The following is a 21,275-nucleotide window of genomic DNA, read 5'->3' as shown; positions in this document are numbered from 1 at the left end:
GCTCAATCCCTCCGGTTCATGCGGTTGGCGATCAGATCATCGACCACTTCCGGCTCGGCCAATGTCGAGATGTCGCCAAGCGCGCCGAAATCATCTTCGGCGATCTTGCGCAGGATCCGGCGCATGATCTTGCCCGAGCGGGTCTTAGGAAGGCCCGGCGCCCATTGGATCAGATCGGGCTTGGCGATCGGGCCAATCTCGGTTCGGACCCATGTTTCAAGCTCCTTGCGCAACTCCTCGGTTGGCTCTTCACCCTGCATCAGCGTGACATAGGCGTAGATCCCCTGCCCCTTCACGTCATGCGGGTAGCCAACCACGGCGCTCTCGGCGACCTTGGAATGGGCCACAAGGGCGCTTTCGACCTCGGCCGTGCCCATCCGGTGCCCCGAGACGTTGATCACATCATCGACGCGGCCCGTGATCCAGTAATCGCCATCCTCGTCACGGCGGCAGCCGTCGCCCGAGAAATAGTAGCCTTTGTAGTCGCTGAAATAGGTCTTCTCGAACCGCACGTGATCGCCCCATACGGTGCGCATCTGACCGGGCCAGCTGTCGGCGATGCAAAGCACCCCGTCGACGCCATTGCCCTCGACCACCGCGCCCGACGTCGGCTCCAGCACCACGGGCTGCACGCCGAAGAACGGCTGCTGCGCCGCGCCGGGCTTGAGCTTGGTGGCGAATGGCAGCGGCGTCATCATGTGGCCACCGGTCTCGGTCTGCCAGAAGGTGTCGACGATCGGGCATTTGCCCTTGCCGACGACGTCATTGTACCAGTTCCACGCCTCGGGATTGATCGGCTCCCCCACCGATCCCAACACGCGCAGATCGCTCAGATCATACTTCTCGACCCATTCCGGACCCTTGCCCATCAGCGCCCGGATCGCGGTGGGCGCGGTGTAGAACTGGTTGACCTTGTGCTTTTCGCACACCGCCCAGAAGCGCCCCGCATCAGGGTAGGTCGGCACGCCTTCGAACATGATCGTGGTGCCGCCATTGGCCAGCGGGCCATAGACAATATAGCTATGGCCGGTGACCCAACCGACATCCGCCGTGCACCAGAAGACGTCGCCGTCATGGTAATCGAACGTGTATTCGTGGGTCATCGCGGCGTAGACGAGGTAGCCGCCGGAGCTGTGCACGACGCCCTTGGGCTGCCCCGTGGAGCCGGAGGTATAGAGAATGAACAGCGGGTCTTCGGCGTTCATCTCCTCGGGCGGGCAATCGGCGCTCACCTTCTCTGCCATCTCGTGCAGCCAGTGGTCCAGACCCCGCCGCCAGGCGACTTCCTGACCGGTGCGTTTAACGACGAGACACTGCACTTCGGCCACGACATGCTGCAGCGCCTGGTTGACGTTGTCCTTGAGCTTCGTGACCCGCCCGCCACGCGGGGCGCCATCGGCGGTGATCACGACTTTCGCGTCACAGGCATTGACCCGCGCGCCAAGGGCATCGGCGGAAAAACCTGCGAAAACAATGGAATGAATGGCGCCGATCCGGGCGCAGGCCAACATCGCATAGGCGGCTTCGGGGATCATCGGCAGATAGAGGACAACCCGGTCGCCCTTCGTGACGCCCAGGTCCTTGAGGACATTGGCCATCTTGCTGACTTCGGCGTGCAACTGCCGGTAGGTGATATGAAGCGCCTCATCCTCGGGGCTATCGGGCTCCCAGATGATCGCGGTCTGATCGCCACGCGCGTCCAGGTGGCGGTCGATGCAATTGGCGCTGACATTCAGCGTGCCGTCTTCGAACCAGCGAATGTCGATATTGCCGGGGGTGAAGCTGGTGTTCTTAACCTTGGTAAACGGCTTGATCCAGTCGATGCGCTTGCCGTGCTCTGCCCAGAAGGCATCGGGCGCTTCGATCGACTGCGCGTACATGCGCGCGTATCCGGCCGCGTCCACATGCGGCTTGGGCTTGACCGAACTCGACTGATCGCTGTCACTCATGGTGTGTCCTCCTGCACATTCGAACGGAGGACGCCTCACGCCGAAGCCCACCTCCCTGCGGCTAGGCTACACAAACAGGCAGCAAAAACAGTTTGATCGACATCAAATGCTTTTCATTCGGTAAAGATTAAGGGTTAACAGGCCCCTGTGCGGTTAAGTTTTTTACAACTTTCTGGATTTTTCTGCAATTTCAATGGGGTAGATGCAACTCATGGTTGCTGCGTCACAGATTTGGCATGCCATTGCATACAATATGGCTCCGAAAGACCGCCGCCAACCGCCGCGGCAAATCGTCAGAAAAAGGCAAACGGGCGCCAATAGCGCCCGCTTCACCAATCGGGAACCGGCACAAAACCCTGCGCCCGCCCCGCCGAGTCGCACCTCGAACGTCGCAGCCCTTTATCAGGTCCGCGCGGCTTCGAACTTCGCCCAGGCCTCTGCCAGTTTGTCGATGTCGAACCCATCCTCGCGGGCCGGTTCCAACACGATCGCCTCGGAGGCCATGACCGTCTCGATTGCCGCCTTCAGCGACGGGATTACCGCCTCGGGCACGACGAGCGCGCCATGGCGGTCGGCATGGACCAGCTCGCCCTGCTCAACCTGCATCCCCATAAGCGACACCTGCGTGCCGATCTCGCGCACATGCACGAAACCGTGGCTCACGCCAACCGATCCGGCCAACACCGGGAAGCCCGCGTCGATCACATCAAGATCGCGCATCACCCCGTTGGTGACCGCCCCGGCCAGGCCAAGCCCCTTGTGCACGGCGACATGCACTTCGCCCCACCAACCGGCGATGCAATTGGGGTAGTCCACATCCTCCACCACGGCGCAGGTTGGCCCGTCGCCTTCGGCCATCGACCGAAAGTATTCCATCCGGCGCGCGCGGATCACATCCGGCGCCTCTTGCGGCGGGGCGAGGCCCGCGATTTTAGCGGTGCGGGCCCGGCCCACGATGGGCGGATCGCCGGGTTTGGAGTGCTGCATTGTGCCGCGCGTGAAGCGGTTGAAGCCCCGCTGCCCCTGCGCCACCTCGATGGCGTTGCAGACGGTGGGCGTGTCGACCGCGCGCAGCAGCGCCAGCAGATCGTCGGGGATATCAGCCATTCCAGGTCGCCCCCGCCGGATCGTCGGTTGCCACGACATGATAAAGCGCCGCCTCGCCCGTCATCGACGGATAGGCCGTGTGATCAAGATGCGCCGGCACGACCATCGTGTCGCCCGGCGCAAGCGTGGTCTGACCCGCGGCGTAGGTGTGATTGGCCGCCCAGGACACGCGCCAATGCCCCTTCACCGGCATCAGAACCGAGGCGCGGTCATGCGCGTGCATCTCGGTCGTGGAGGACGCGCGGGTCATCAGGCTGACCTCAAAGCCCGGCTTGTCGCGCAGCATGCCGGCCTCGCCGATCACCTGCACCGGCGCGCGGTCGGCCAACGCCACCATGTCCCAATATCGCGCGACGTAATTCGGCACGACCTCGGCGGTGGTGGGTTCGGGATAGGCCTTCAGTTCTTCGGCGGTGAGCACCGGCATCGGCTTCACGCCCTCGGGCAAGGCCTCGCCCTTCTTGGTGTCGTAAAGCCGCCCCGTCTCGGCCAGGACCAGCCCGTGATCGGCGGCATCCTCGATCACCTGCGGCGCCCAAAGCACGCCGCCGCCCGCATCATCGCCACCAAGCACCGCCATGATCATCCCATAATCATCGCCGATGTTCTCGAACCCGCGGAAAATGCCGGTGGGGATGTTGATGATATCGCCTTCCTCCAGCGTCACCTCGCCCGCATCGCCCCAACGGCCCCAGAAGAACCGCCAGCGCCCCTTGAGCACGAAGAACACCTCCGCGGTACTGTGAATATGCAAAGAGTTGCGGCATTTCGGCGGCTGGCCCGCAGCCCCGATGTTGAAGCCCACCTTGTCGGTAATATGGACATGCTGATCTGCGGATTCCGAGACCCCGCCACCCACGATGGTGAAGTTTTCCTTGCGGTCGCTGCCCGGCGTATGGGCATCGATGAAGGCGGTTTTGCAGGGCTTGAGGTCGCCATAACGGACAATGTTGCGGTCCATTTGAGCGGGGCTGAGGTCTTTCATGTGATCCTCCACGGTTGCGGGGTTGCGGTCTGGCTTGGGCGGCGGCCTGCGCGCCCTTGCTTATGGGATAGGGTCCGGCGCCAACTGACGCAGGAGGTCGAATTCGTTGAATTGCATCCATTCTTCGGTGATCACCTCACCTTCGATCTTGTGCTGGGTGATGCCCCAGATGCGCACCTCGCGGCCGGTCGGTGCGCCGTAAGGGCCGAAGCCGCCATGGGTCGCCGTGGCCGACCAGCGCAGCGACGACCAGGTCGTGCCCTGGTCGTCTTGCATGTAATACAGCGACTCCGGCTCGAAGCTGAGGTCCGGGAACATCGCCAGAAGCGACAGCAATGCGGATTGATATTGCGCGAGGCTGCGGTAGCTGCGGTTTGTCGGCCCCTGGTAATTCAGCGCCGGCGCATAGGCCCGCGTCAGGCGCGACAGCATCCGCCGGTTCCACACATCCTGCGTCATCGAGCACAGGAAATCGGCAACATCAAAGGGCCCATCGCCGCGCGCCGCGCCGTGGGCTGGCTTGCCCTGACCGGGCACCCGCGTGCGGCCCGATGCGGCAAACAGCGGATCAGTTTCGACGCCCGTGGCCCGCGCCGTGACCGCCAGCGCGCGCAGGTCGTAGCCCAACTGCTGCAGCATCGCGCCGAGGTTATATTGCACGTGTTCCTCGAAAATCTCGTTCTCGCGGGCCACGCAATTGGCGATGCACCAGACATTCACCGGCCGCATCGTGGGCGGACCCCAGCGGCTGAACCCGGTATTTGTGCCTTTGATGACAGTGCGATGCGAGGTGTGGAACCCCGTTGCGGCATCACCGGCCCATATGATCTCATCGGCGTAAAGCTTCACATCGGGGAAGGCGTTGATCGTGTGGGTCGTGTCGGCCACGATCTTGTCGCGCCCGTATTGCAGGCCCACATCATCCCACACCCGGCAATTATGGGCATAGGTGTCGTAAATGTAGCCGATGTCCTTCTCTTCCCAGATGCGGTGGGTGATGCGGACGATATAGTCGATAATGTTGACGTATTGGGCCTCGAACCCGGTCATCTCCTGCGCGGTTCCCTGCCCTTCGGCAAGGAAGCGGTCGGTGCCGCCGCGCGTATAATCGTCAAGCGATATGCTCAGATCCCGGGGCATCAGATCGGCCGGGACCGCAAGGATCCCGTTGGCCGATTTCGCCACTGCCGGGACCTTGGCCATCACTGTCCCTCAAGCCGGATACGGTCGCCGGAGTCGGGATCGAAGAGGTAAAGGTGGTCTTCGTCGAGCTTGATACCGACCGTCTCGCCCTGTTCCTTGCGCAGGTGCCGGTCGCCACGCGCGATGACGCGCTGCTTGCCCCATTGCACCGTCAGAAGCGTGCTTTCGCCCGTGTTTTCAAAGGCATAGATCGATACGTCAATGTCGCCCTGCCCGGCATCATGGACGCTCATATCATCGGCACGAACCCCGAGGATGGCGTGTGCGCGGTCGGGGCCGCCGACTTTGATGAGGCGGGTGCCGCCGGTGGTGACGAACATGCCGGATTGCACGGAGCCGTTGATCAGGTTCATCGCGGGGCTGCCGATGAAGCCCGCGACGAACATGTTGGCGGGATCATTGTAGATCTCGTCGGGCGTGCCAAGCTGCTGGATCACGCCGTGGCGCATCACCGCGACGCGGTCGGCCAAGGTCATCGCCTCGATCTGATCGTGGGTGACGTAGACGGTGGTGATCTGCAGCTCGCGCGAGAGGTGTTTCAGCTCGGCGCGCATGGTCACCCGCAGCTTGGCGTCCAGGTTCGACAAAGGCTCGTCCATGAGGAACACTTTGGGCGTGCGCACGATGGCGCGCGCCAGCGCCACGCGCTGCCTCTGACCGCCCGAAAGCGCCTTGGGCTTGCGGTGCAAAAACTCCGTCAATTCAACCTGTTCCGCGGCTTTCTTCACGCGCGGCTCGATATCGGCCTTGGGCACCCCGCGCACCTTCAGCGGATAGGCGATATTGTCGAAAATCGTCATATGCGGATAGAGGCCATAGTTCTGAAACACCATGGCGACATCGCGGTCTTTCGGCAGGTCGTCGTTGACCATGCGGTCACCGATCCAGATCTCGCCGGCGGTGGGGTCCTCAAGGCCCGCGATCATGCGCATCGTGGTGGTCTTGCCGCAGCCCGAGGGGCCGAGCAGGACGAGGAATTCCTCATCGTGGATATGCAGGGACTGATCATCCACACCGACGAAATCGCCCCAGCGTTTGGTCAGGTTGTTGAGGCGAATTTCAGCCATGGGTCAGACCCTTTTTCGGTGACATTTTTCTGTAGTTTTTTTGTAGTTTTTCTGTAGTGCATCGCGCGTTGCCCGAAACGCACGCAGATGATTGAGCGATCAGCGCACCGCCCCCGTCACGCCACAGGCGTACAGATGACGCGGTCATCATCTGACGGCCCCCATCGTCATGCCTTGCACGAAGTACTTCCGGATCGCGAGCGCGAGGACGAACATCGGCAACATGATGATGATGCCCGCCGCCGAAAGCAGGTTCCACAAATCCCCCTCCTCGCCGCGGAAAAGCGCCAGGCCGATGGGCAGGGTCGTGGCCTCGCGGTTGGTCAGGAACAGCGCGAACAGGAACTCGTTCCACGCCAGGATGAAACAGAAGATCGACGCGGTCACGAGGCCGGGCGCGGCCATGGGCAACACGATGTTGCGGATCACCTGCAAGCGTGAGGAGCCATCGACCATCGCGGCCTCTTCAGTGTCCATCGGGATGCCGTCGATGAAACCTTTGATCATCCAGATCGCGAACGGCATGACGATGGCAAGGTTCACGAGGATCAGGCCGATGCGCGTATCCAACAGGCCCAGATCGCGGAACATGATGAAGAACGGCAGGATGATCACGACGGCCGGCACGAATTGCGTGGCGAGGATCACGACAAGGATCGTGGTTTCGAATTTGAGGGTGAAGCGGGAGAAGGAATAGGCGGCCATGGTGGCGATGGGGATCGCGAACACCACGGTGACGAAGGCCACGATGGTGGAATTGTAGAGCTTGGAGCCGAGGTCATAGGGGTCTTCGAAGACGGTGCCGAAATTCTCGAACGTGGGCGTGAAGAACAGGCGGAGCTGATAGACCTCCACGTGGGATTTGAACGCCGCGAGGAAGATCCAGATGATCGGGATCAGCATGATGAAGGCCGCGATCAGGATCAGGATCGTCTGCACCGCGCGCCAGAAGCGTTGCTTGCGCTTGCCGGTCCAGAATTCGGAATTCGCGCCGGTTGTCGGGACTGCGGATTGTTCGCTCATGGCCCTCAGTCCTTCTTGAACACGAATTTGGCGTAGAAATAGGTCAGCACCATCATCGGGATCACCATCAGCCACGCGACCGAGGCGGCGTAGCCGACCTGCCCGTAGCGCGCGGAGGTGATGTAGATGTAGTGGCTGAGCGTTTGGGTCGCGGTGCCCGGCCCGCCGTTGGTGAGCATGTAGACCTGATCGAAGGTCTTGAGGCTGAAGATCGCCTTGAGGATGATGACGACGGCCAGAACCGGCAGAAGCTGCGGCAGGGTGACATCCTTGAAGACGCGCCAGCCCGAGGCGCCGTCGACCTGCGCGGCCTCGATCGTGTCTTGCGGCACGGAGGCCAGCCCACCGATCAGCACCAGCGTCAGGAACGGGATCCAGCCCCAGACATCGGCCATGACGATGACGGCAAAGGCAAGGTCGGGATCGGCCAGCCAGCTCACATCCGCAAGCGGCGGGAAGACCACGCCGAAGAACGCATCGAAGAGGCCAAATTCGGGGTTGAACATGAACCGGAACGACACGCCGATGAGCGCCGGGCTCATCGCGAAGGGCAAAATGAGAAGCGTCTGCACGCCCGAGCGCAACTTGCCGCCCGGGGCCAGAAGCATGGCGAGGCCGAGCGCGAAAAGCGTGGTCAGCACCACGGTCACGACAGTGTAAAGCCCCGTGACATAGACCGAATTCCAGAAGGCGGGCTCGTAAAGGAAGGCCCATTGGTAGTTTTCAAACCCGACGTAATCCTGCGGGAAATTGGCCCGAGAGGACAGGCCGCGCGTCATGGAAAAGCGCAGGCTCTCGATCAGGGGCCAGACGGCGGTGGCAAAGACCACCAGCACCGCTGGCACGACCAGCAGGTATTTCAGGGTTCGATCACGCATGTTGGGAACGTGGGTGGGGACGCGGACGCCCCCACCCCTCCGGAGAGGTTACTGGATGCGGCCCGCGCGCCGCAGCACCCGGTCCGATTGTTCAGCTGCTGCCATCATCAGCTCGCGCACGTCCCCGCCCGCAGCCGCTTCGGCAATCGCGGCCGACAGGAGGTCACCGACCTCCGGCCATTCCGGGATCTGCGGCATGATGTCGGAGTTCTGCAGGCTGTCGTAGGCGGCCGACTGGATATCGGCGTTGGCCGCGTTCACATCCGGGTCGGTCAGCGAGCTGACATGGGTGACCACGTTGTTGACGATGGTCTCGCCGCCCACTTCGCGCTCGATCGCATTGGCGCGGTCCATGTCGGGGTTCGACAGCCACTTGAGGAATTCCCAGGCCGCTTCCTGGTTCTGCGAATAGGTCGAGACCGAGAACGGCATGGAAATCGCGTAGGTCGCCGTCGTGCCCTGATAGGAGGGCATGCCGACGAAGCCCACCTGATCGGCGGTCAGGGTCGAGCTTTCGGGGTTGATGAAGCCCGAATAGGCCCACCACCACACCGGGATCATGGCCGAGTTGCCCTGCATGAACGACTGGCGCGCGTCCTGCTCGACGAAGGCGAGCGAGTTGGGGTTGGTGACCTGATGCTCGGTGTGCAGCGCGATATAGGCCTCGGTCGCGGCAATGGCCTCGTCCGATGTCCACCCGGCGGTGAAGTCGTCGTTGAAGATCTTGCCACCGGCGGCCCAGAGGAAGTTGATCCAGATGAACAGGTTCTGCCGGTTGCCGTCGTTGTTGTAGTAGAGCGCGAGCGGCGCGACGTCGGGGTTGTTCGCCTTCAGGTCGTTGCCGATGGCGATCACATCGTCCCAGGTGGCGGGCGGCGTGTCGATCAGGTCCTTGCGATAGAACATCAGCTGCGCGTGCGCCCGCAGCGGGAAGCCGAGCGTTTCGCCCTCGAACTGGGCAGAGCGGGCGAAGGCGGGCGGATAGCGATCCATGGAGATGCCGTCGCGCTCCATCCAATCGTCGATGCGCGCCAGCCAATGCGCGTTGGGCGGGCCCCAGCTGTCGAGGTAGTTGACCACGTCAAAGGCGCCATTGGCGGCGATGCCTTCGGCGTTCACGCGCTCCTGCAGGGAGCCGAAGGGAATGAACGTCCATTCCACGTTGATGCCGGTCATCTCGGTGAATTCGGCGTCGCGCAGGCGCAGGCCGTCGAATTGCGGTGTCACAACCGACAACACGTTGATCGTGGTGCCGTCGAACGGTTTACCGGGCAAAAGACCATAAGGAAGGTCCTGGGCATGGGCCAGCCGCGGCAAACCTGCCGCCATCGCCATGGCCGATACTGTCGTAAGGAAAGTCCGTCTCTGCATCGCTATACCTCCCAGTTGCGCGATTCTCATATGATAGGGAAAACCATACGGCGAGAACCGGCAAGCTCAAAGGGTTTTTGCATACCTATGCAGAATTTGCCCGAAGTCGCCTGTCGCCGGTGACGACAACGGGCCGCTGCCGCCCCGCAACGCCCCCCTACCCGCCCGCGCTTTTCCGCGATATCCTTGGTGCCGAGAGCTTTTGCGGAAGGAACCAGCGATGCCGAAACCGAGCGAGATAGCCGGACGGGTGCGAAGATGAGCGGCGCGCCTTGCATCCTGTGTGTCGCGATCACCGGCTCGGTGCCGCGCAAGGAAGACAACCCGGCCGTGCCGATCACCGTCACCGAGCAGATCGAAAGCACCCAGGCCGCGTTCGAGGCAGGCGCCACGATCTGCCACGCCCATGTGCGCAACGACGACCAGACGCCCACCAGCGATCCGGACAAATTTGCCGCCCTGAAAGAGGGGCTGGAGCGGCATTGCCCGGGCATGATCGTGCAATTCTCGACCGGCGGGCGCTCGGGCGCGGGGCGCGAACGCGGTGGCATGCTGGCGCTGCGACCGGACATGGCCTCGCTTTCGGTGGGCTCGAACAATTTCCCCACGCGGGTCTATGAAAATCCGCCCGATCTGGTGGACTGGCTGGCCGCCGAGATGCAGACCTACGGCGTGAAGCCCGAGATCGAAGCCTTCGATCTGAGCCATATTTTCAAGGCCCGCGAGATGGCCGACGCGGGGCAGCTGACCGGCACGCCCTATGTCCAGTTCGTGATGGGCGTGAAGAACGCGATGCCGCCCGACCGCGCGGTGTTCGACTTCTACGTGGCGACCGTGCGGCGGCTTTTCGGGGACGACGCGCCCTGGTGCGCCGCCGGGATCGGAGCGGCGCAGATCAAGCTGAACGAATGGGCCATCGCGGCCGGCGGCCACGCGCGGACCGGATTGGAAGACAACGTGCGGCTCGACCGCGCAACCCTGGCCCCGTCCAACGCGGCCCTGGTGACCCGCGCCGCCGAGATCTGCGCGGCGCATGAACGGCCCGTGGCGACTCTGGCCGAGGCACGGGCGATCCTCGGTCTGCAATAGAGGGGATTGGGGGAAGCGCACCAAGGCTCTCGCGGCGTCCGCGACCCCTCTGCCGCCTGCCGATGGTTTGAAAGCGTCCCTGACCTTTTCTGCGAAAAGGCAGGTTGGTGCCCCCACACGGACTCGAACCGCGGACCTACTGATTACAAATCAGTTGCTCTACCAGCTGAGCTATAGGGGCGTGGACGCGCGCGGGGCGGGTCACGGGTGCGGCGATAGCAAGTTTGCCGCCGCCCTTCAATGGTCAATCCGGCCCGCGCGTGGCGCGATTTGCACCGGGCCGGGCACGCGACTATACAGGCGCTTGCATCACTGACCCCAATTCACAGGCATCGCTTTCCCCATGCAGGTTGTGTTTCACCTTGGCGCCCCTTGCACCGATAGCGATATGCTTATCCAGTCGCTGCTCAAGAACCGCGCGCGGCTGGCGCAGATCGGGGTCGCGGTGCCGCCCACCGGGCGCTACCGGGCGGTGGTGCGCGACACGGCGCGCGCGCTCGAAGGGCGGCCTGCGGGCGAAGAGGTGCAAGAGGCGCTGCTGGATGCAATCCTCGATGGCGGGCCGGTCGATCGGCTGATCCTGTCGGACCCGCGCTTCATCTGCATCAACCGGCTGGTGGTGCAGGGCCCGCAGATCTGGCCGATGATCGAACGCGCCACGACGCAGCTGACCGCGCTTTTTCCCGGCGCGGAGCCCGAGTTTTTCATCGGCATGCGCGATCCCGCGACCCTGATCCCGGCGTTGTTCAAAGCCTCGCGGTTCAGCGACTTTCGCGAATTTACCGCGAATATGCAGCCCCACGCCGTGGCCTGGTCCGAGATGTTGCGCCGTCTGAGCAATGCGCATCCCGGCGCGCGCATTATGGTCTGGTGCAACGAGGACACGCCGCTGTTGTGGGCGCAGATCCTGCGCGAGATGGCGGGTGTCGAGCCGCAGACAGCCCTCGACGGCACCGAAGATCTGGCCGAAAGCATCATGGACCCGAAGGGCTTTGCGCGCATGCAGGGCTGGCTCAAGGACAACCCGCCCGAGACCGAAAGCCGGTATCGCCGCGCGCTGGCCGCGTTTCTGGAACGCTATGCGCTGGCCGGGGAGATCGAAGAGACGCTGAACCATCCGGGCTGGTCCGAAGAGTTGATCGCCGACATGAGCGAAAGCTACGACGCCGATCTCGACGCCATCGCGGGGCTGCCCCGGGTCACGCTGCTGACGCCGTAAGCCGCCCTCAGGCGGCCGCGCTCAGCGCATGCCAAGCGCTTCCTTGTACATCTCCAACACCGCTTCTTCCTCGGCGATATCGTCGGGCTCGCGTTTGCGCAGCGCGATCACCTTGCGCATCACGCGGGTGTCGTAGCCGCGCGATTTCGCCTCGGCCATGACCTCTTTCTGCTGATCGGCAAGGTCCTTCTTTTCCATCTCAAGCCGTTCGAACCGCTCGATAAACTGGCGCAGCTCATCGGCTGTCACGCGGTAGCTTTCGGGGCGGGCGGAGGCGTCGGACACATCATCCATCACAAGCGGCCTTTCAGGTGATTTGCGGCAAGAAGCCCTTGCGTATCGCCCCGCCGCGCGCGCCGCAAGGCTTGCGATACACGGCGCGGGCGTTTAGGTCCGCCGGGCAACGAAAGGGACGGCGCACATGGGTTGGATGGTCTTGCTTGGAACGGCGATGGCGCTCGTGGGCATCGGCCTTCTGGGCTATTGCATCTATTCCGCGTTTGCCGCGAAACGCGCAGGGCTCGACGATGCCGAAATGCGCGAACGGCTGCAAAAGATCGTCACCATCAACATGGGCGCGCTGTTTTTGTCGGTGCTGGGGCTGATGTTCGTGGTTCTGGGCGTTTTCCTGAGCTGATCCCGGCCGCTTTCAACGCACGCCACCGGTCCCGCTTTACATGGCGGACCACCGCGCCATCCTTCTGGGCAACACCACCCCCGCCGCGAAAGGATGCCACATGCGCGCGCCCCTGCCCCTCTTCGTCACTCTGATGCTCGCCGTTCCGGCCATCGCCCCCGCCCAGGAAGCCGCCGATGCGGTGGCCCCCGAGGGCGCCACGCCAATCGGCGCCACCGCCCTGTCCGACCGCGCGCAAGCCGCCCTTGCCGCGCGCAACGCAGGCGACCCGGTCACGGCGCAGGAGTGGATGGTCGCCGCCGCCAACCCGCTGGCGGTCGAGGCAGGCGCGGATGTGCTGGCGGCGGGCGGCACCGCCGCCGATGCCATGGTCGCGGTGCAGGCCGTCCTGGGCCTGGTGGAGCCGCAAAGCTCCGGCCTCGGCGGAGGCGCGTTCCTGGTCTATTACGACGCGCTCACCGGCGAGTTGACGACGCTCGATGGCCGCGAGACCGCGCCGCTGGCCGCCACGCCGACGCTGTTCCAGGACGACACGGGCGAACCGCTTGGCTTTTTCGACGCGGTTGTCGGCGGGCTGTCGGTCGGCACGCCGGGCACGCCTGCACTGATGGAGGATGCGCATCGCCGCTGGGGTCGGGCGAACTGGCAAGCCCTGCTGGCGCCTGCGATTGCCTTGGCCGAGGACGGGTTCGCCGTCTCGCCGCGCATGGCAGGCTCCATCGCGCGCGACGCCGAGCGCCTCGCGACCTTCCCCGCCACCGCCGCCTATTTCCTGCCCGGTGGCACACCACTGGCCGAGGGCACGCTGTTGCAGAACCCGGCCTATGCCGCCACGCTGCGCGCCATGCAGGCCGAGGGCTCGGACGCGATCTACCATGGCGCCATCGCCGAGGGCATCATCGACACGATCCGTTCGGCCGAGGGCAATCCCGGCGTGTTGTCGTTGCAGGATCTGGCGATCTACGAGGTGGTCGAGCGCCCCGCCATCTGCGCCGAATACCGTGGCATGGATGTCTGCGGCATGGGCCCGCCATCGTCGGGCGCGCTGACCGTTGGACAGATCCTTGGCATGGCGGGCAGCTATGACCTGAGCACGCCCGACGATCCGAATGCGTGGCGGATCATCGGGGATGCCGCGCGCCTCGCCTTCGCCGACCGGGGCCGCTACATGGCCGACAGCGATTTCGTGCCCATGCCGACCGAGGGCCTTGTCGATCCGGCCTACATCGCCGAACGCGCGGCCCTTCTGGCCGGCGACGACGCCCTGCCCGAGGTGGCCCCCGGCACGCCCGAATGGGACCATGCGCAGCTTTGGGCCGACGATCAAAGCCTTGAGCTGCCCTCGACCTCGCACATCTCCATCGTCGACAGCTATGGCAATGTCCTGTCGATGACGACGACCATCGAAAACGGCTTCGGCTCGCGGCTGATGGCGCCGGGCGGGTTCCTTTTGAACAACGAACTCACGGATTTCTCGTTCCGTACCCATGTCGACGGCGTACCCATCGCCAACCGGTTGGAGCCCGGCAAACGCCCCCGCTCGTCGATGTCGCCCACCATCGTGATGCAGGACGGCGCGCCGATCCTGGCCATCGGCTCGCCGGGCGGCAGCCGCATCATCGGCTATGTCGCCACCGCGATCATCGCGCATTACGATTGGGGCCTTGATTTGCAGGACGCGTTGTCGCTGCCCCATGCGATCAACCGGTTCGGCACCTATGACCTTGAAGAAGGCACCAGCGCCGAGGCCCTGGCCGAACTGCTCGGCGAGATGGGATACGAGGTCAATATCCGCGGCCTGACCTCCGGCCTGCATGCCATCGCGATCACGCCCGAGGGGCTGGTGGGCGCCGCCGATCCGCGCCGCGAGGGCATCGCGCTCGGCGAGTAACGCACGCCGTAGAGCACCCGGCGCGGCCCCCGGATCGAGGGGCCGCGTCACGCCCCCGTCATGCCCCCGTCACGCCCGCCAGAACGCGGCCGTGAACAACACCAGAACCGCCATCAATTCCAACCGCCCGATCAACATCGCCGCGATCAGGATCCATTTCGCCGCATCGTTGAGCGGTGCGAAGTTGCCGCTTGGCCCGATCGTCTCGCCCAGGCCAGGCCCGATGTTGCCAAGCGATGTCGCCGCCCCGGAAATCGACGTGATCACATCAAGCCCCGTCAACCCCAGCAGCACCGCGATGATCCCCATCAGCACGAAGAACAGCACGAAGAACGCCATCACCGACGAGATCACCTCTTCGGCGACGGGGCGGCCTTCGAACTTCGGCTCGAAGATGCCGTGCGGCGCATAGATCCGGCGCACCTGGGTCGAGATCGACGCGAACAGCAATTGGTAGCGGAACACCTTGATCGAACAAGAGGTCGAGCCCGCGCAGCCGCCGATCAACCCGATGAAGAAGAACATCACCGGCGCCACCGGCCCCCAGGTCTCGTAATTGGTGCTGGAATACCCGGTGCCCGAGATGACCGAGGTCACATTGAACAGCCCCTCGCGAAAGCCCGTCTCGATGCCGTCGTTGTTCACCAGCAACCGGTAAAGCGTGAAGGCCAGCGCCAGAAGCACGACGACCACCAGATAGGTCCGGATCTGCGTGTCGAGCAGGATCGGGCGCGCCGTGCCCGCGACCAGCTGGATGTAGCGCACAAACGGCAGGCTCGCGAGGATCATGAAGATCACCGCGACATATTCCGCCGGCCCCTGGAACACGCCAAAGGAGTCGTTGTAGTTCGAGAACCCGCCTGTCGAGAGCGTCGTGAGCGCATGCATCGTCGCATCGAACGGCGTCATCCCCAGCGCCAGATACGCCAGCGCGCAGGCCAGCGTCAGCGCCACGTAGATCACCGTGATTCGACTGGCGATTTCGCCCGCGCGCGGCAGGATCTTTCCCATGGTGTCGAAGGCTTCCGACCGGAAGATCTGCATGCCCCCCACGCGCAATTCCGGCAGGAACACCATCGCCACAACGATGATCCCGATGCCGCCGAACCATTGCATCAATCCGCGCCACAGGTTGACCCCGATGGGCAGCGAGTCGAGTTCGGTGAACACGGTCGAACCGGTCGTCGTCATCCCCGACATCGCCTCGAACACCGCGTCGACCACCCGCGCGCCGGGTTCTCCGAACACAAACGGCAACGCACCAAACAGCGGCAGGACCAGCCACACCCCCGTGGTCAGGAAGAAGGTCTGCTGGATCGACAGCCCCTGACTGACCCCGTTGGCGCAGGCCAGCGTCATCATCAGCCCGGTGATGAACGTCACCGCCGCCGCCTGTGCGAACGCGCCCCAATGGCCATTGTCCGCCCAGACATCGGCGGCCATAGGGACCAGCATCGTCACCCCAAGGGTCAGGACCAGAAGGCCGAGAACATAGCCCACAGGGCGCAGATCGAACATGGGGCGGAGCGTTGGCCCGCCGCCGCCGTCCTGTCAAGAACACCCACGCCTTCGGGGGCGGCTACGGGATGTATACACGCCCTGCTTGCGCCTGCTTGCGCCCATGAAAAAGGCCCCTATCAATTTGATAGAGGCCTTTTGTTTCAATAGGTTGCCATGCGGCCTTGATGTAGCACTTCAACCCACGTGGATCATCGACGGGAAAAGCCTTGGATCAAGGCTGACCTCCGCGAAGGTGTCCCCCTCGGTCAGCAGGCTCACCGCGTCGTGGCTGTGCAGGCTTTCCTGATGGCTCGCCATGACGCGGAAATCGCCGACGCCCGCATTGGCCTGAAGCTGCTCCGCGAAGAGCCGTGCCGCGTCCTCCACGAAGATCGGGTTGGCGGCGTTCAATTCCGCGAACGCCTGCTCGTCCTCGCGCTTGACCATCACCTGCGTCTCGGTCGGCACGCCTTTGCGGGCCATCTCGATCAGATCCTCGAACCAGACGCCCGCGCCCTTCAGCTCGACCGACAGCCGCGCGACCGAGCGCTGCGAATGCGGCGTGGCCAATTGGCCGCGCACAGCCCGCGCATGTTCCGACAGCTCCAGCGAACAGGGGCATGTCGAGGAATAGACGTAATCGAGATGCACGATCCGCTGCCGTACACCGGCCGTCTCGACCAGTTCCAGCGCGATATCGTAATATTGCCAGCCCGAAAGCCCTGAGCGCAGGCTTTCGATCTTCATGGGATAGCTCAGGCGCAGCTGGATGCGTGCATCGAACGCGTCCAGATCGGCCTTGTAATCATCCAGCGCCGCCTCGATCACGTCGAAGCCGAATTTCTCGTCGGCATGCTTGTAGAACGAGCGCATGATGCGGCTCATGTTGATGCCCTTCTTGTCGGCCTCAAGGCTGACGGTTCCGGTCACCGATGTCTCAAGCAGCGTCTCACCACCGCCCTGAACCGCATAGCGGATCGGCAGGCGGAAGTTCGAAATGCCGACGTGCTGAATGCGGCGGTTCTCACCCTTGATCAGGCTCGATGGCCCGTTCTGCAGATCGGGCAGCGTGGCCTTGTAAGCCTCATCAACCTTGAAATCTGCGGGATAATCGCGCGCAAACTCTGGGTAATTGCGCGCCCGCACCAGACGGGCGACATCCGCGTCGAGCGCGTCCATCCCGGTCCGGCCCGCGGCCTCGGCCCATTGCGCCAAAAGCGCAAGCGCTTGTTGGGCGTCGGCATCACTCGGACGTTGCTCGGCGGTCTTAACATGCACATTCATGTGCCACCCTTTCTCTGGCTGTTACGAAGTTCCAATATGGGGCATGCGGCGCGGACAAAAAGTCTTGTTTTACATTTGTTAAACGCTAGCGTCACAGCATTAGGTCGGCTTACGATTTAAATTCAATCGTTTACAGGCCGACGCTCATGTCAAACACTATAGCGTGTGACAAAGCCCTTCAGGATGCGTTCGGGCATGGTGATCTCTTCGTCCAGCACCGCTTCGGTCAATGTCTGCGCGTCGTCGGGCGCGAAATAGCCGCGATGTTTGTAAATCTCGATGCGCTGCGCGAAATTCTGCCCCCGCGCTTCGGGATGGAACTGCGTCGCATAAACGTTCTCGCCCGCGCGGATCATCTGGAACGGACAGGGCCCGGAGGCGACCAGGTGCACCGCCCCTTCGGGCAGCGCTTCGACCGCTTCCTTGTGGCCCACCAGCGCGCGGAATTGCGTTGGCAGATCCTGCAACAACGCATCGCGTGCTCCGGCCTCGGTCACGGTGCAGTCCACCCCGCCGATCGCCTCGCCAAAGCGCCCCTTGCCCACCGGCGCGCCCAACGCCGCGCCCAGAATGCCCATCCCGTAGCAACACCCCAGATAGGGCATGTCGCGCGCCAGAACCTCGGGCATCAGCCCCATGATATCGGCCTCGATCCGGGCCTCCAGCGGGTCCTTGTCCGACGGGTCATCACTGATGCAGCCGGGCCCGCCGCCGACGATCACACCGGCGAAATTCTGCAACGCCACCGCACGCAGCGGCTCCTGATCCAGACGGATCCGCGTGACCTGATCCTCGGACAGACCGCCACGGGCGAGAAACGCGGCGAATTCCTCGTCCGCGGCCTCATCCTCGGGGCGCAGCTGCAGGATCAGGAACGGTTTCATGCCGCTGCAAACCGCCGCACAAGGCGCTTTTCCATCATCGCATTGGGGATCTTCACGCCCTGCCGCTCGACCTCCTGCACCTTGACGACGCGCCAGCCGTGGCGCTTGAAAAACGGCTGCGCCAGAAGGCTCGCTTCGGTCTCAAGACGCACCAGGCCCTGCACCTTCGCGCGGCCCTCGATCATCGCATAAAGCGAATCCGCCACGCCCTTGCCCATGACCTCCGGCGCGACATAGGCGAAATCGAGATATGCAGCTTCCATGTCGAGCGTCATGAAGCCCACATGCGCCCCGTGCCGCTCGGCCACCAGCGTTTCGGCCTCCTCCACCCGCGCGCGCCACCCCGCCGAAGTCGGGGGACGGTCACACCACGCCGCACGCTGCTCGGCCGAATAATGCGCCGTCGTCCCCTCCTGCACCGCGCGGTGAAACAGCGTGGCAAGGCCAATGGCATCCGACGGCCGGTAGGGTCGAAAGATCACACCATTCATACCCGCGCCAACGCCCCCGTCAGATCCGCGATCAGATCGGCGGGGTCTTCGAGGCCCACCGACAACCGCACCAGACCCGGCGTGATCCCCGCCTCCGCGCGCTGCGCATCGCTCAGGCGCTGGTGCGTGGTCGTCGCGGGATGGGTTGCGATGGATTTCGCATCGCCCAGATTGTTGGAAATCGTCACGATCTCAAGCGCGTTGAGGAACCGGAACGCGCCCGCCTGCCCGCCTGCGACCTCAAGCGCGATCACCGTGCCGGGCTGCTCCATCAACTGTTCCGCCAAGGCGTGCTGCGGATGCGAGGGCAGGCCCGGAAAGATCACCCGCGCCAGCCCTTCGGCCCCATCCAAAGCTTCCGCCACGGCCACAGCCGTCGCCGCCTGCGCGCGCACCCGCAAATCCATCGTCTCCAGCGATTTCAGCATGACCCAGGCGTTGAACGGACTCATCGCACCGCCGGTATGTTTCAGATAGGGCTCCACAATCTTGCGGATGAACGCCTCTGTCCCGAGGATCACACCGCCCAGGCACCGCCCCTGCCCATCGATATGTTTCGTCGCGGAATAGACAATGACATCAACGCCCTGCGCGATCGCGTCGGAAAACACCGGGGTCGCAAAGACATTGTCGCAGATCACCGTCGCGCCGACCTTGTGGGCAATCTCGGCCACGGCGGGAATGTCGATCACTTCCAGCGTCGGGTTCGACAGGCTTTCAAAGAACACCGCCTTGGTGTCGGCGCGCACCGCCGCGCGCCAGGCGTCCAGATCGGTGCCGTCCACAAACGTCACCTCCACCCCGTAGCGCGTCAGGACGTCATCCAGAATGTAATGGCACGACCCGAACAGCGCGCGCGACGACACCACGTGATCGCCCGCGCGCAACATCGACACCAACGCGCCGTTGACCGCCGCCATGCCGCTGGCCGTGGCAAACGCCGCCTCCGCGCCTTCCAAAGCCGCGATGCGGTCCTCGAACATCGCGACCGTCGGGTTGCCGTAGCGCGCGTAGATGAACTCATCCGGCCCGGCCTCGATGAAGCGGGCCTCCGCGTCTTCGGCCGAGGCGTAGACAAACCCCTGCGTCAGGAACATCGCCTCGGACAATTCGCCATATTGGCTGCGCCGCGTGCCGGAATGCACCGCGCGCGTCCGTTTCGACCATTTCTGCGTCTGGGCGGTATCTTTCATGCCCCTCACTCCAATCTGCGGCCCCCCGGCGGTGCGGGCAGGACCAGGATGATGGTCGGGGGATGCGCCTTGCCCGGCGTCCTCGACCTCTTTAGCGGAAGGTTTAACGTGGCCCGCAATCCGGTTCACAAATCGCCACAGGCCTTGGTTACGCCCGCCGCAGTGCAGCGTCAAGCAGCGCCGGGCGCAACCAAGGGGAACGCACGCGCGCGCTTCCCCCCTGCCGCCCCTTGCGCGCGCGCCCGCGCGCCCCGATCTGTCTCGCATGAGCCAAGGCTTGCCGTCCGGCGCGGCAATGGCTGGTTTTTGGCCGCGAACCTGCATATCGTTGCAGATGACATCGCACGGCTGACGTGCAAAACAAGACGCGCGCGGCCTGAAAAGGTTAACGCGCCACTATTGCCGAGCCGACACGACCACACCCGACGCCCAGGCGCGTCGATCAAAACGAAACGGGGACCGGACCACAATGTCATCCAGCTTTCTTCAAGGCGTCAGCTTCTTTGTGCTTAGCCTCGTGATCATCGGTGCGATTTTCGGCGGCTTCGGGGCGCTCTGATCCATGTCGAAACGTTTTGGCGGAGAGTTCAGCCCCACAGGGCAAGCGCGAGATGGCGACACGCCGCGCGAAACCGTGACCCATCAGCGCATGGAGGTCGCCCCCTTCAAGGGCCGCACGCCTCTGCGCCATGGGGCCAAGATCAACATCCTGTTCCTGTTGCCACTGCTGACGATCTTTCCGGCGGTGATCTTCAGTTCCGGCGTCACGCAGATGGCGCTGGATCTGGCGGGGGGCGCGATGTTGCTGCTGTCGGCCTGGCTGACGCGCGACGGCGTGCGCGCCGAGGATGCCTACAACGAACGCAAGGTCGCGCGCAAACCGGCGATCCCGCGCAAGATCTTCGGCGCCGTCGGCACCGGCATCGGCGTGGCGCTTCTGGTGCTTGGCGGCTCGGGCTTTGAGGTGTCGGAAATCGTCGCGGCCAATGTGGTGGGCGCGCTGGCGGCCGGTCTGCACCTGTTCTCCTTCGGGCTCGACCCGTTGACCAACAAGGGCATGGAAGGCGTCGACACCTTCACCAACGACCGCGTGGCCCGCAAGATCGACGAGGCCGAGGCCCTCCTGACGCAGCAAAAGGACGCCATCGCGCGCGCCCGCGACCGGCAGCTGGAGGCCCGCGTCGATCAATTCCAGGCCACCGTCCGGCAGCTTTTCCGCCAGATCGAGGAAGACCCCCGCGACCTCAACGCCGCGCGCCGCTATCTGGGCGTCTACCTGCAAGGGGCGCGTGACGCGACGGTGCAGTTCGCCAGCCTCTTCGCCAACAAGCGCGACGATCAGCTGCGCAAAGACTACATCGCCTTCCTCGACGATCTCGAACAGAATTTCGCCGCCCGCAAGGAAACGCTTCTGATTGATGATCGCACCAATTTCGACGTGGAAATCGAGGTCCTGCAGGACCGTCTGCGCCGGGAAACGCAATATCTGGAACGACAGGGATAA

Annotated in this window: 19 protein-coding genes, 1 tRNA gene and 1 riboswitch; of the genes, 5 read left to right on the top strand and 15 right to left on the bottom strand. The window is 63.9% G+C overall.

Annotated features, from left to right (window positions below):
• Positions 1 to 2: 2 nt before the first annotated feature.
• The 8 genes from acs to V8J83_RS02310 form a co-directional block, all read right to left on the bottom strand.
• Positions 3 to 1,949, bottom strand: coding sequence for an acetate--CoA ligase (gene acs / locus V8J83_RS02345; RefSeq protein WP_339983088.1), 1,947 nt, complete (start codon positions 1,947 to 1,949; stop codon positions 3 to 5).
• Between the two features lie 402 nt (positions 1,950 to 2,351).
• Complete coding sequence (locus tag V8J83_RS02340) at positions 2,352 to 3,056, bottom strand: RraA family protein (RefSeq protein WP_339983086.1); 705 nt, start codon at positions 3,054 to 3,056, stop codon at positions 2,352 to 2,354.
• On the bottom strand, positions 3,049 to 4,041 hold the full coding sequence (locus V8J83_RS02335; RefSeq protein WP_339983084.1) for a cupin domain-containing protein: 993 nt from the start codon (positions 4,039 to 4,041) through the stop codon (positions 3,049 to 3,051). The genes V8J83_RS02340 and V8J83_RS02335 overlap by 8 nt, the downstream gene beginning before the upstream one ends.
• A 60-nt stretch (positions 4,042 to 4,101) precedes the next feature.
• Positions 4,102 to 5,244 carry an ester cyclase gene (locus V8J83_RS02330; protein WP_339983081.1) on the bottom strand — a complete coding sequence of 381 codons (1,143 nt, stop codon included), beginning with the start codon at positions 5,242 to 5,244 and terminating at the stop codon, positions 4,102 to 4,104.
• Positions 5,244 to 6,311, bottom strand: coding sequence for an ABC transporter ATP-binding protein (locus V8J83_RS02325; protein WP_339983078.1), 1,068 nt, complete (start codon positions 6,309 to 6,311; stop codon positions 5,244 to 5,246). The genes V8J83_RS02330 and V8J83_RS02325 overlap by 1 nt, the downstream gene beginning before the upstream one ends.
• 147 nt (positions 6,312 to 6,458) lie before the next feature.
• The gene (locus V8J83_RS02320) at positions 6,459 to 7,334 is read right to left on the bottom strand and encodes a carbohydrate ABC transporter permease (RefSeq protein WP_339983075.1); all 876 of its coding nucleotides are present in this window, start codon (positions 7,332 to 7,334) and stop codon (positions 6,459 to 6,461) included.
• A 5-nt stretch (positions 7,335 to 7,339) separates the two neighbouring features.
• Complete coding sequence (locus V8J83_RS02315) at positions 7,340 to 8,212, bottom strand: carbohydrate ABC transporter permease (RefSeq protein WP_339983074.1); 873 nt, start codon at positions 8,210 to 8,212, stop codon at positions 7,340 to 7,342.
• 48 nt (positions 8,213 to 8,260) lie between these two features.
• The gene (locus V8J83_RS02310; RefSeq protein WP_339983072.1) at positions 8,261 to 9,583 is read right to left on the bottom strand and encodes an ABC transporter substrate-binding protein; all 1,323 of its coding nucleotides are present in this window, start codon (positions 9,581 to 9,583) and stop codon (positions 8,261 to 8,263) included.
• A gap of 258 nt (positions 9,584 to 9,841) precedes the next feature.
• Here V8J83_RS02310 and V8J83_RS02305 point away from each other — a divergent pair, with 258 nt between their 5' ends.
• Positions 9,842 to 10,672: a 3-oxoadipate:acetyl-CoA acetyltransferase gene (locus tag V8J83_RS02305; protein ID WP_339983070.1), complete on the top strand. Its 831-nt coding sequence runs from the start codon at positions 9,842 to 9,844 to the stop codon at positions 10,670 to 10,672.
• Positions 10,673 to 10,777: 105 nt separating this feature from the next.
• Here the strand turns inward: V8J83_RS02305 and V8J83_RS02300 are convergent.
• Positions 10,778 to 10,853, bottom strand: a tRNA-Thr gene (locus V8J83_RS02300).
• A 207-nt stretch (positions 10,854 to 11,060) separates the two neighbouring features.
• On the opposite strand from V8J83_RS02300, the gene V8J83_RS02295 reads away from it, so the two are divergent.
• On the top strand, positions 11,061 to 11,891 hold the full coding sequence (locus tag V8J83_RS02295; protein ID WP_339983069.1) for a hypothetical protein: 831 nt from the start codon (positions 11,061 to 11,063) through the stop codon (positions 11,889 to 11,891).
• 21 nt (positions 11,892 to 11,912) lie between these two features.
• On the opposite strand, the gene V8J83_RS02290 is transcribed toward V8J83_RS02295, so the two are convergent.
• Positions 11,913 to 12,185, bottom strand: a complete 273-nt coding sequence (locus V8J83_RS02290; RefSeq protein ID WP_339983067.1) for a DUF2312 domain-containing protein — start codon at positions 12,183 to 12,185, stop codon at positions 11,913 to 11,915.
• A gap of 127 nt (positions 12,186 to 12,312) precedes the next feature.
• Here V8J83_RS02290 and V8J83_RS02285 point away from each other — a divergent pair, with 127 nt between their 5' ends.
• Together V8J83_RS02285 and ggt are read left to right on the top strand one after the other, a co-directional pair.
• Positions 12,313 to 12,528, top strand: coding sequence for a hypothetical protein (locus V8J83_RS02285; RefSeq protein ID WP_339983065.1), 216 nt, complete (start codon positions 12,313 to 12,315; stop codon positions 12,526 to 12,528).
• Positions 12,529 to 12,628: 100 nt separating this feature from the next.
• Positions 12,629 to 14,419: a gamma-glutamyltransferase gene (gene ggt / locus V8J83_RS02280; RefSeq protein WP_339985943.1), complete on the top strand. Its 1,791-nt coding sequence runs from the start codon at positions 12,629 to 12,631 to the stop codon at positions 14,417 to 14,419.
• 69 nt (positions 14,420 to 14,488) lie between these two features.
• On the opposite strand, the gene V8J83_RS02275 is transcribed toward ggt, so the two are convergent.
• The 5 genes from V8J83_RS02275 to metZ form a co-directional block, all read right to left on the bottom strand.
• Entirely contained in the window at positions 14,489 to 15,937 is a 1,449-nt protein-coding gene (locus V8J83_RS02275) for a TrkH family potassium uptake protein (protein WP_339983063.1), read from the bottom strand.
• 177 nt (positions 15,938 to 16,114) lie between these two features.
• Entirely contained in the window at positions 16,115 to 17,203 is a 1,089-nt protein-coding gene (gene folE2, locus V8J83_RS02270; protein ID WP_339983061.1) for a GTP cyclohydrolase FolE2, read from the bottom strand.
• A 149-nt stretch (positions 17,204 to 17,352) separates the two neighbouring features.
• Positions 17,353 to 18,087 (bottom strand): glutamine amidotransferase, encoded by a 735-nt coding sequence (locus tag V8J83_RS02265; RefSeq protein WP_339983059.1) that lies wholly within the window; start codon positions 18,085 to 18,087, stop codon positions 17,353 to 17,355.
• A complete protein-coding gene (locus tag V8J83_RS02260) occupies positions 18,084 to 18,578 on the bottom strand; it encodes a GNAT family N-acetyltransferase (protein WP_339983056.1) in 495 nt (164 codons plus the stop codon). Before V8J83_RS02260 ends, V8J83_RS02265 begins: the two co-directional genes overlap by 4 nt.
• The gene (gene metZ / locus V8J83_RS02255; protein WP_339983053.1) at positions 18,575 to 19,771 is read right to left on the bottom strand and encodes an O-succinylhomoserine sulfhydrylase; all 1,197 of its coding nucleotides are present in this window, start codon (positions 19,769 to 19,771) and stop codon (positions 18,575 to 18,577) included. The genes V8J83_RS02260 and metZ overlap by 4 nt, the downstream gene beginning before the upstream one ends.
• Positions 19,772 to 19,841: 70 nt before the next feature.
• Positions 19,842 to 19,920, bottom strand: a riboswitch (SAM riboswitch).
• Between the two features lie 413 nt (positions 19,921 to 20,333).
• Here metZ and V8J83_RS02250 point away from each other — a divergent pair.
• Positions 20,334 to 21,275 carry a 5-bromo-4-chloroindolyl phosphate hydrolysis family protein gene (locus V8J83_RS02250; protein ID WP_339983051.1) on the top strand — a complete coding sequence of 314 codons (942 nt, stop codon included), beginning with the start codon at positions 20,334 to 20,336 and terminating at the stop codon, positions 21,273 to 21,275.

The organism is Gymnodinialimonas ulvae (assembly GCF_037543845.1).
Lineage (GTDB): Bacteria > Pseudomonadota > Alphaproteobacteria > Rhodobacterales > Rhodobacteraceae > Gymnodinialimonas > Gymnodinialimonas ulvae.
This window is presented reverse-complemented; position numbering and strand designations above follow the sequence as displayed.

Bases quoted from the DNA above. Each gene is read 5' to 3' on its own strand.
- acs (WP_339983088.1), bottom strand. From the start codon at position 1,949: ATGAGTGACAGCGATCAGTCGAGTTCGGTCAAGCCCAAGCCGCATGTG.
- V8J83_RS02340 (WP_339983086.1), bottom strand. From the start codon at position 3,056: ATGGCTGATATCCCCGACGATCTGCTGGCGCTGCTGCGCGCGGTCGAC.
- V8J83_RS02335 (WP_339983084.1), bottom strand. From the start codon at position 4,041: ATGAAAGACCTCAGCCCCGCTCAAATGGACCGCAACATTGTCCGTTAT.
- V8J83_RS02330 (WP_339983081.1), bottom strand. From the start codon at position 5,244: ATGGCCAAGGTCCCGGCAGTGGCGAAATCGGCCAACGGGATCCTTGCG.
- V8J83_RS02325 (WP_339983078.1), bottom strand. From the start codon at position 6,311: ATGGCTGAAATTCGCCTCAACAACCTGACCAAACGCTGGGGCGATTTC.
- V8J83_RS02320 (WP_339983075.1), bottom strand. From the start codon at position 7,334: ATGAGCGAACAATCCGCAGTCCCGACAACCGGCGCGAATTCCGAATTC.
- V8J83_RS02315 (WP_339983074.1), bottom strand. From the start codon at position 8,212: ATGCGTGATCGAACCCTGAAATACCTGCTGGTCGTGCCAGCGGTGCTG.
- V8J83_RS02310 (WP_339983072.1), bottom strand. From the start codon at position 9,583: ATGCAGAGACGGACTTTCCTTACGACAGTATCGGCCATGGCGATGGCG.
- V8J83_RS02305 (WP_339983070.1), top strand. From the start codon at position 9,842: ATGAGCGGCGCGCCTTGCATCCTGTGTGTCGCGATCACCGGCTCGGTG.
- V8J83_RS02295 (WP_339983069.1), top strand. From the start codon at position 11,061: ATGCTTATCCAGTCGCTGCTCAAGAACCGCGCGCGGCTGGCGCAGATC.
- V8J83_RS02290 (WP_339983067.1), bottom strand. From the start codon at position 12,185: ATGGATGATGTGTCCGACGCCTCCGCCCGCCCCGAAAGCTACCGCGTG.
- V8J83_RS02285 (WP_339983065.1), top strand. From the start codon at position 12,313: ATGGGTTGGATGGTCTTGCTTGGAACGGCGATGGCGCTCGTGGGCATC.
- ggt (WP_339985943.1), top strand. From the start codon at position 12,629: ATGCGCGCGCCCCTGCCCCTCTTCGTCACTCTGATGCTCGCCGTTCCG.
- V8J83_RS02275 (WP_339983063.1), bottom strand. From the start codon at position 15,937: ATGTTCGATCTGCGCCCTGTGGGCTATGTTCTCGGCCTTCTGGTCCTG.
- folE2 (WP_339983061.1), bottom strand. From the start codon at position 17,203: ATGAATGTGCATGTTAAGACCGCCGAGCAACGTCCGAGTGATGCCGAC.
- V8J83_RS02265 (WP_339983059.1), bottom strand. From the start codon at position 18,087: ATGAAACCGTTCCTGATCCTGCAGCTGCGCCCCGAGGATGAGGCCGCG.
- V8J83_RS02260 (WP_339983056.1), bottom strand. From the start codon at position 18,578: ATGAATGGTGTGATCTTTCGACCCTACCGGCCGTCGGATGCCATTGGC.
- metZ (WP_339983053.1), bottom strand. From the start codon at position 19,771: ATGAAAGATACCGCCCAGACGCAGAAATGGTCGAAACGGACGCGCGCG.
- V8J83_RS02250 (WP_339983051.1), top strand. From the start codon at position 20,334: ATGTCGAAACGTTTTGGCGGAGAGTTCAGCCCCACAGGGCAAGCGCGA.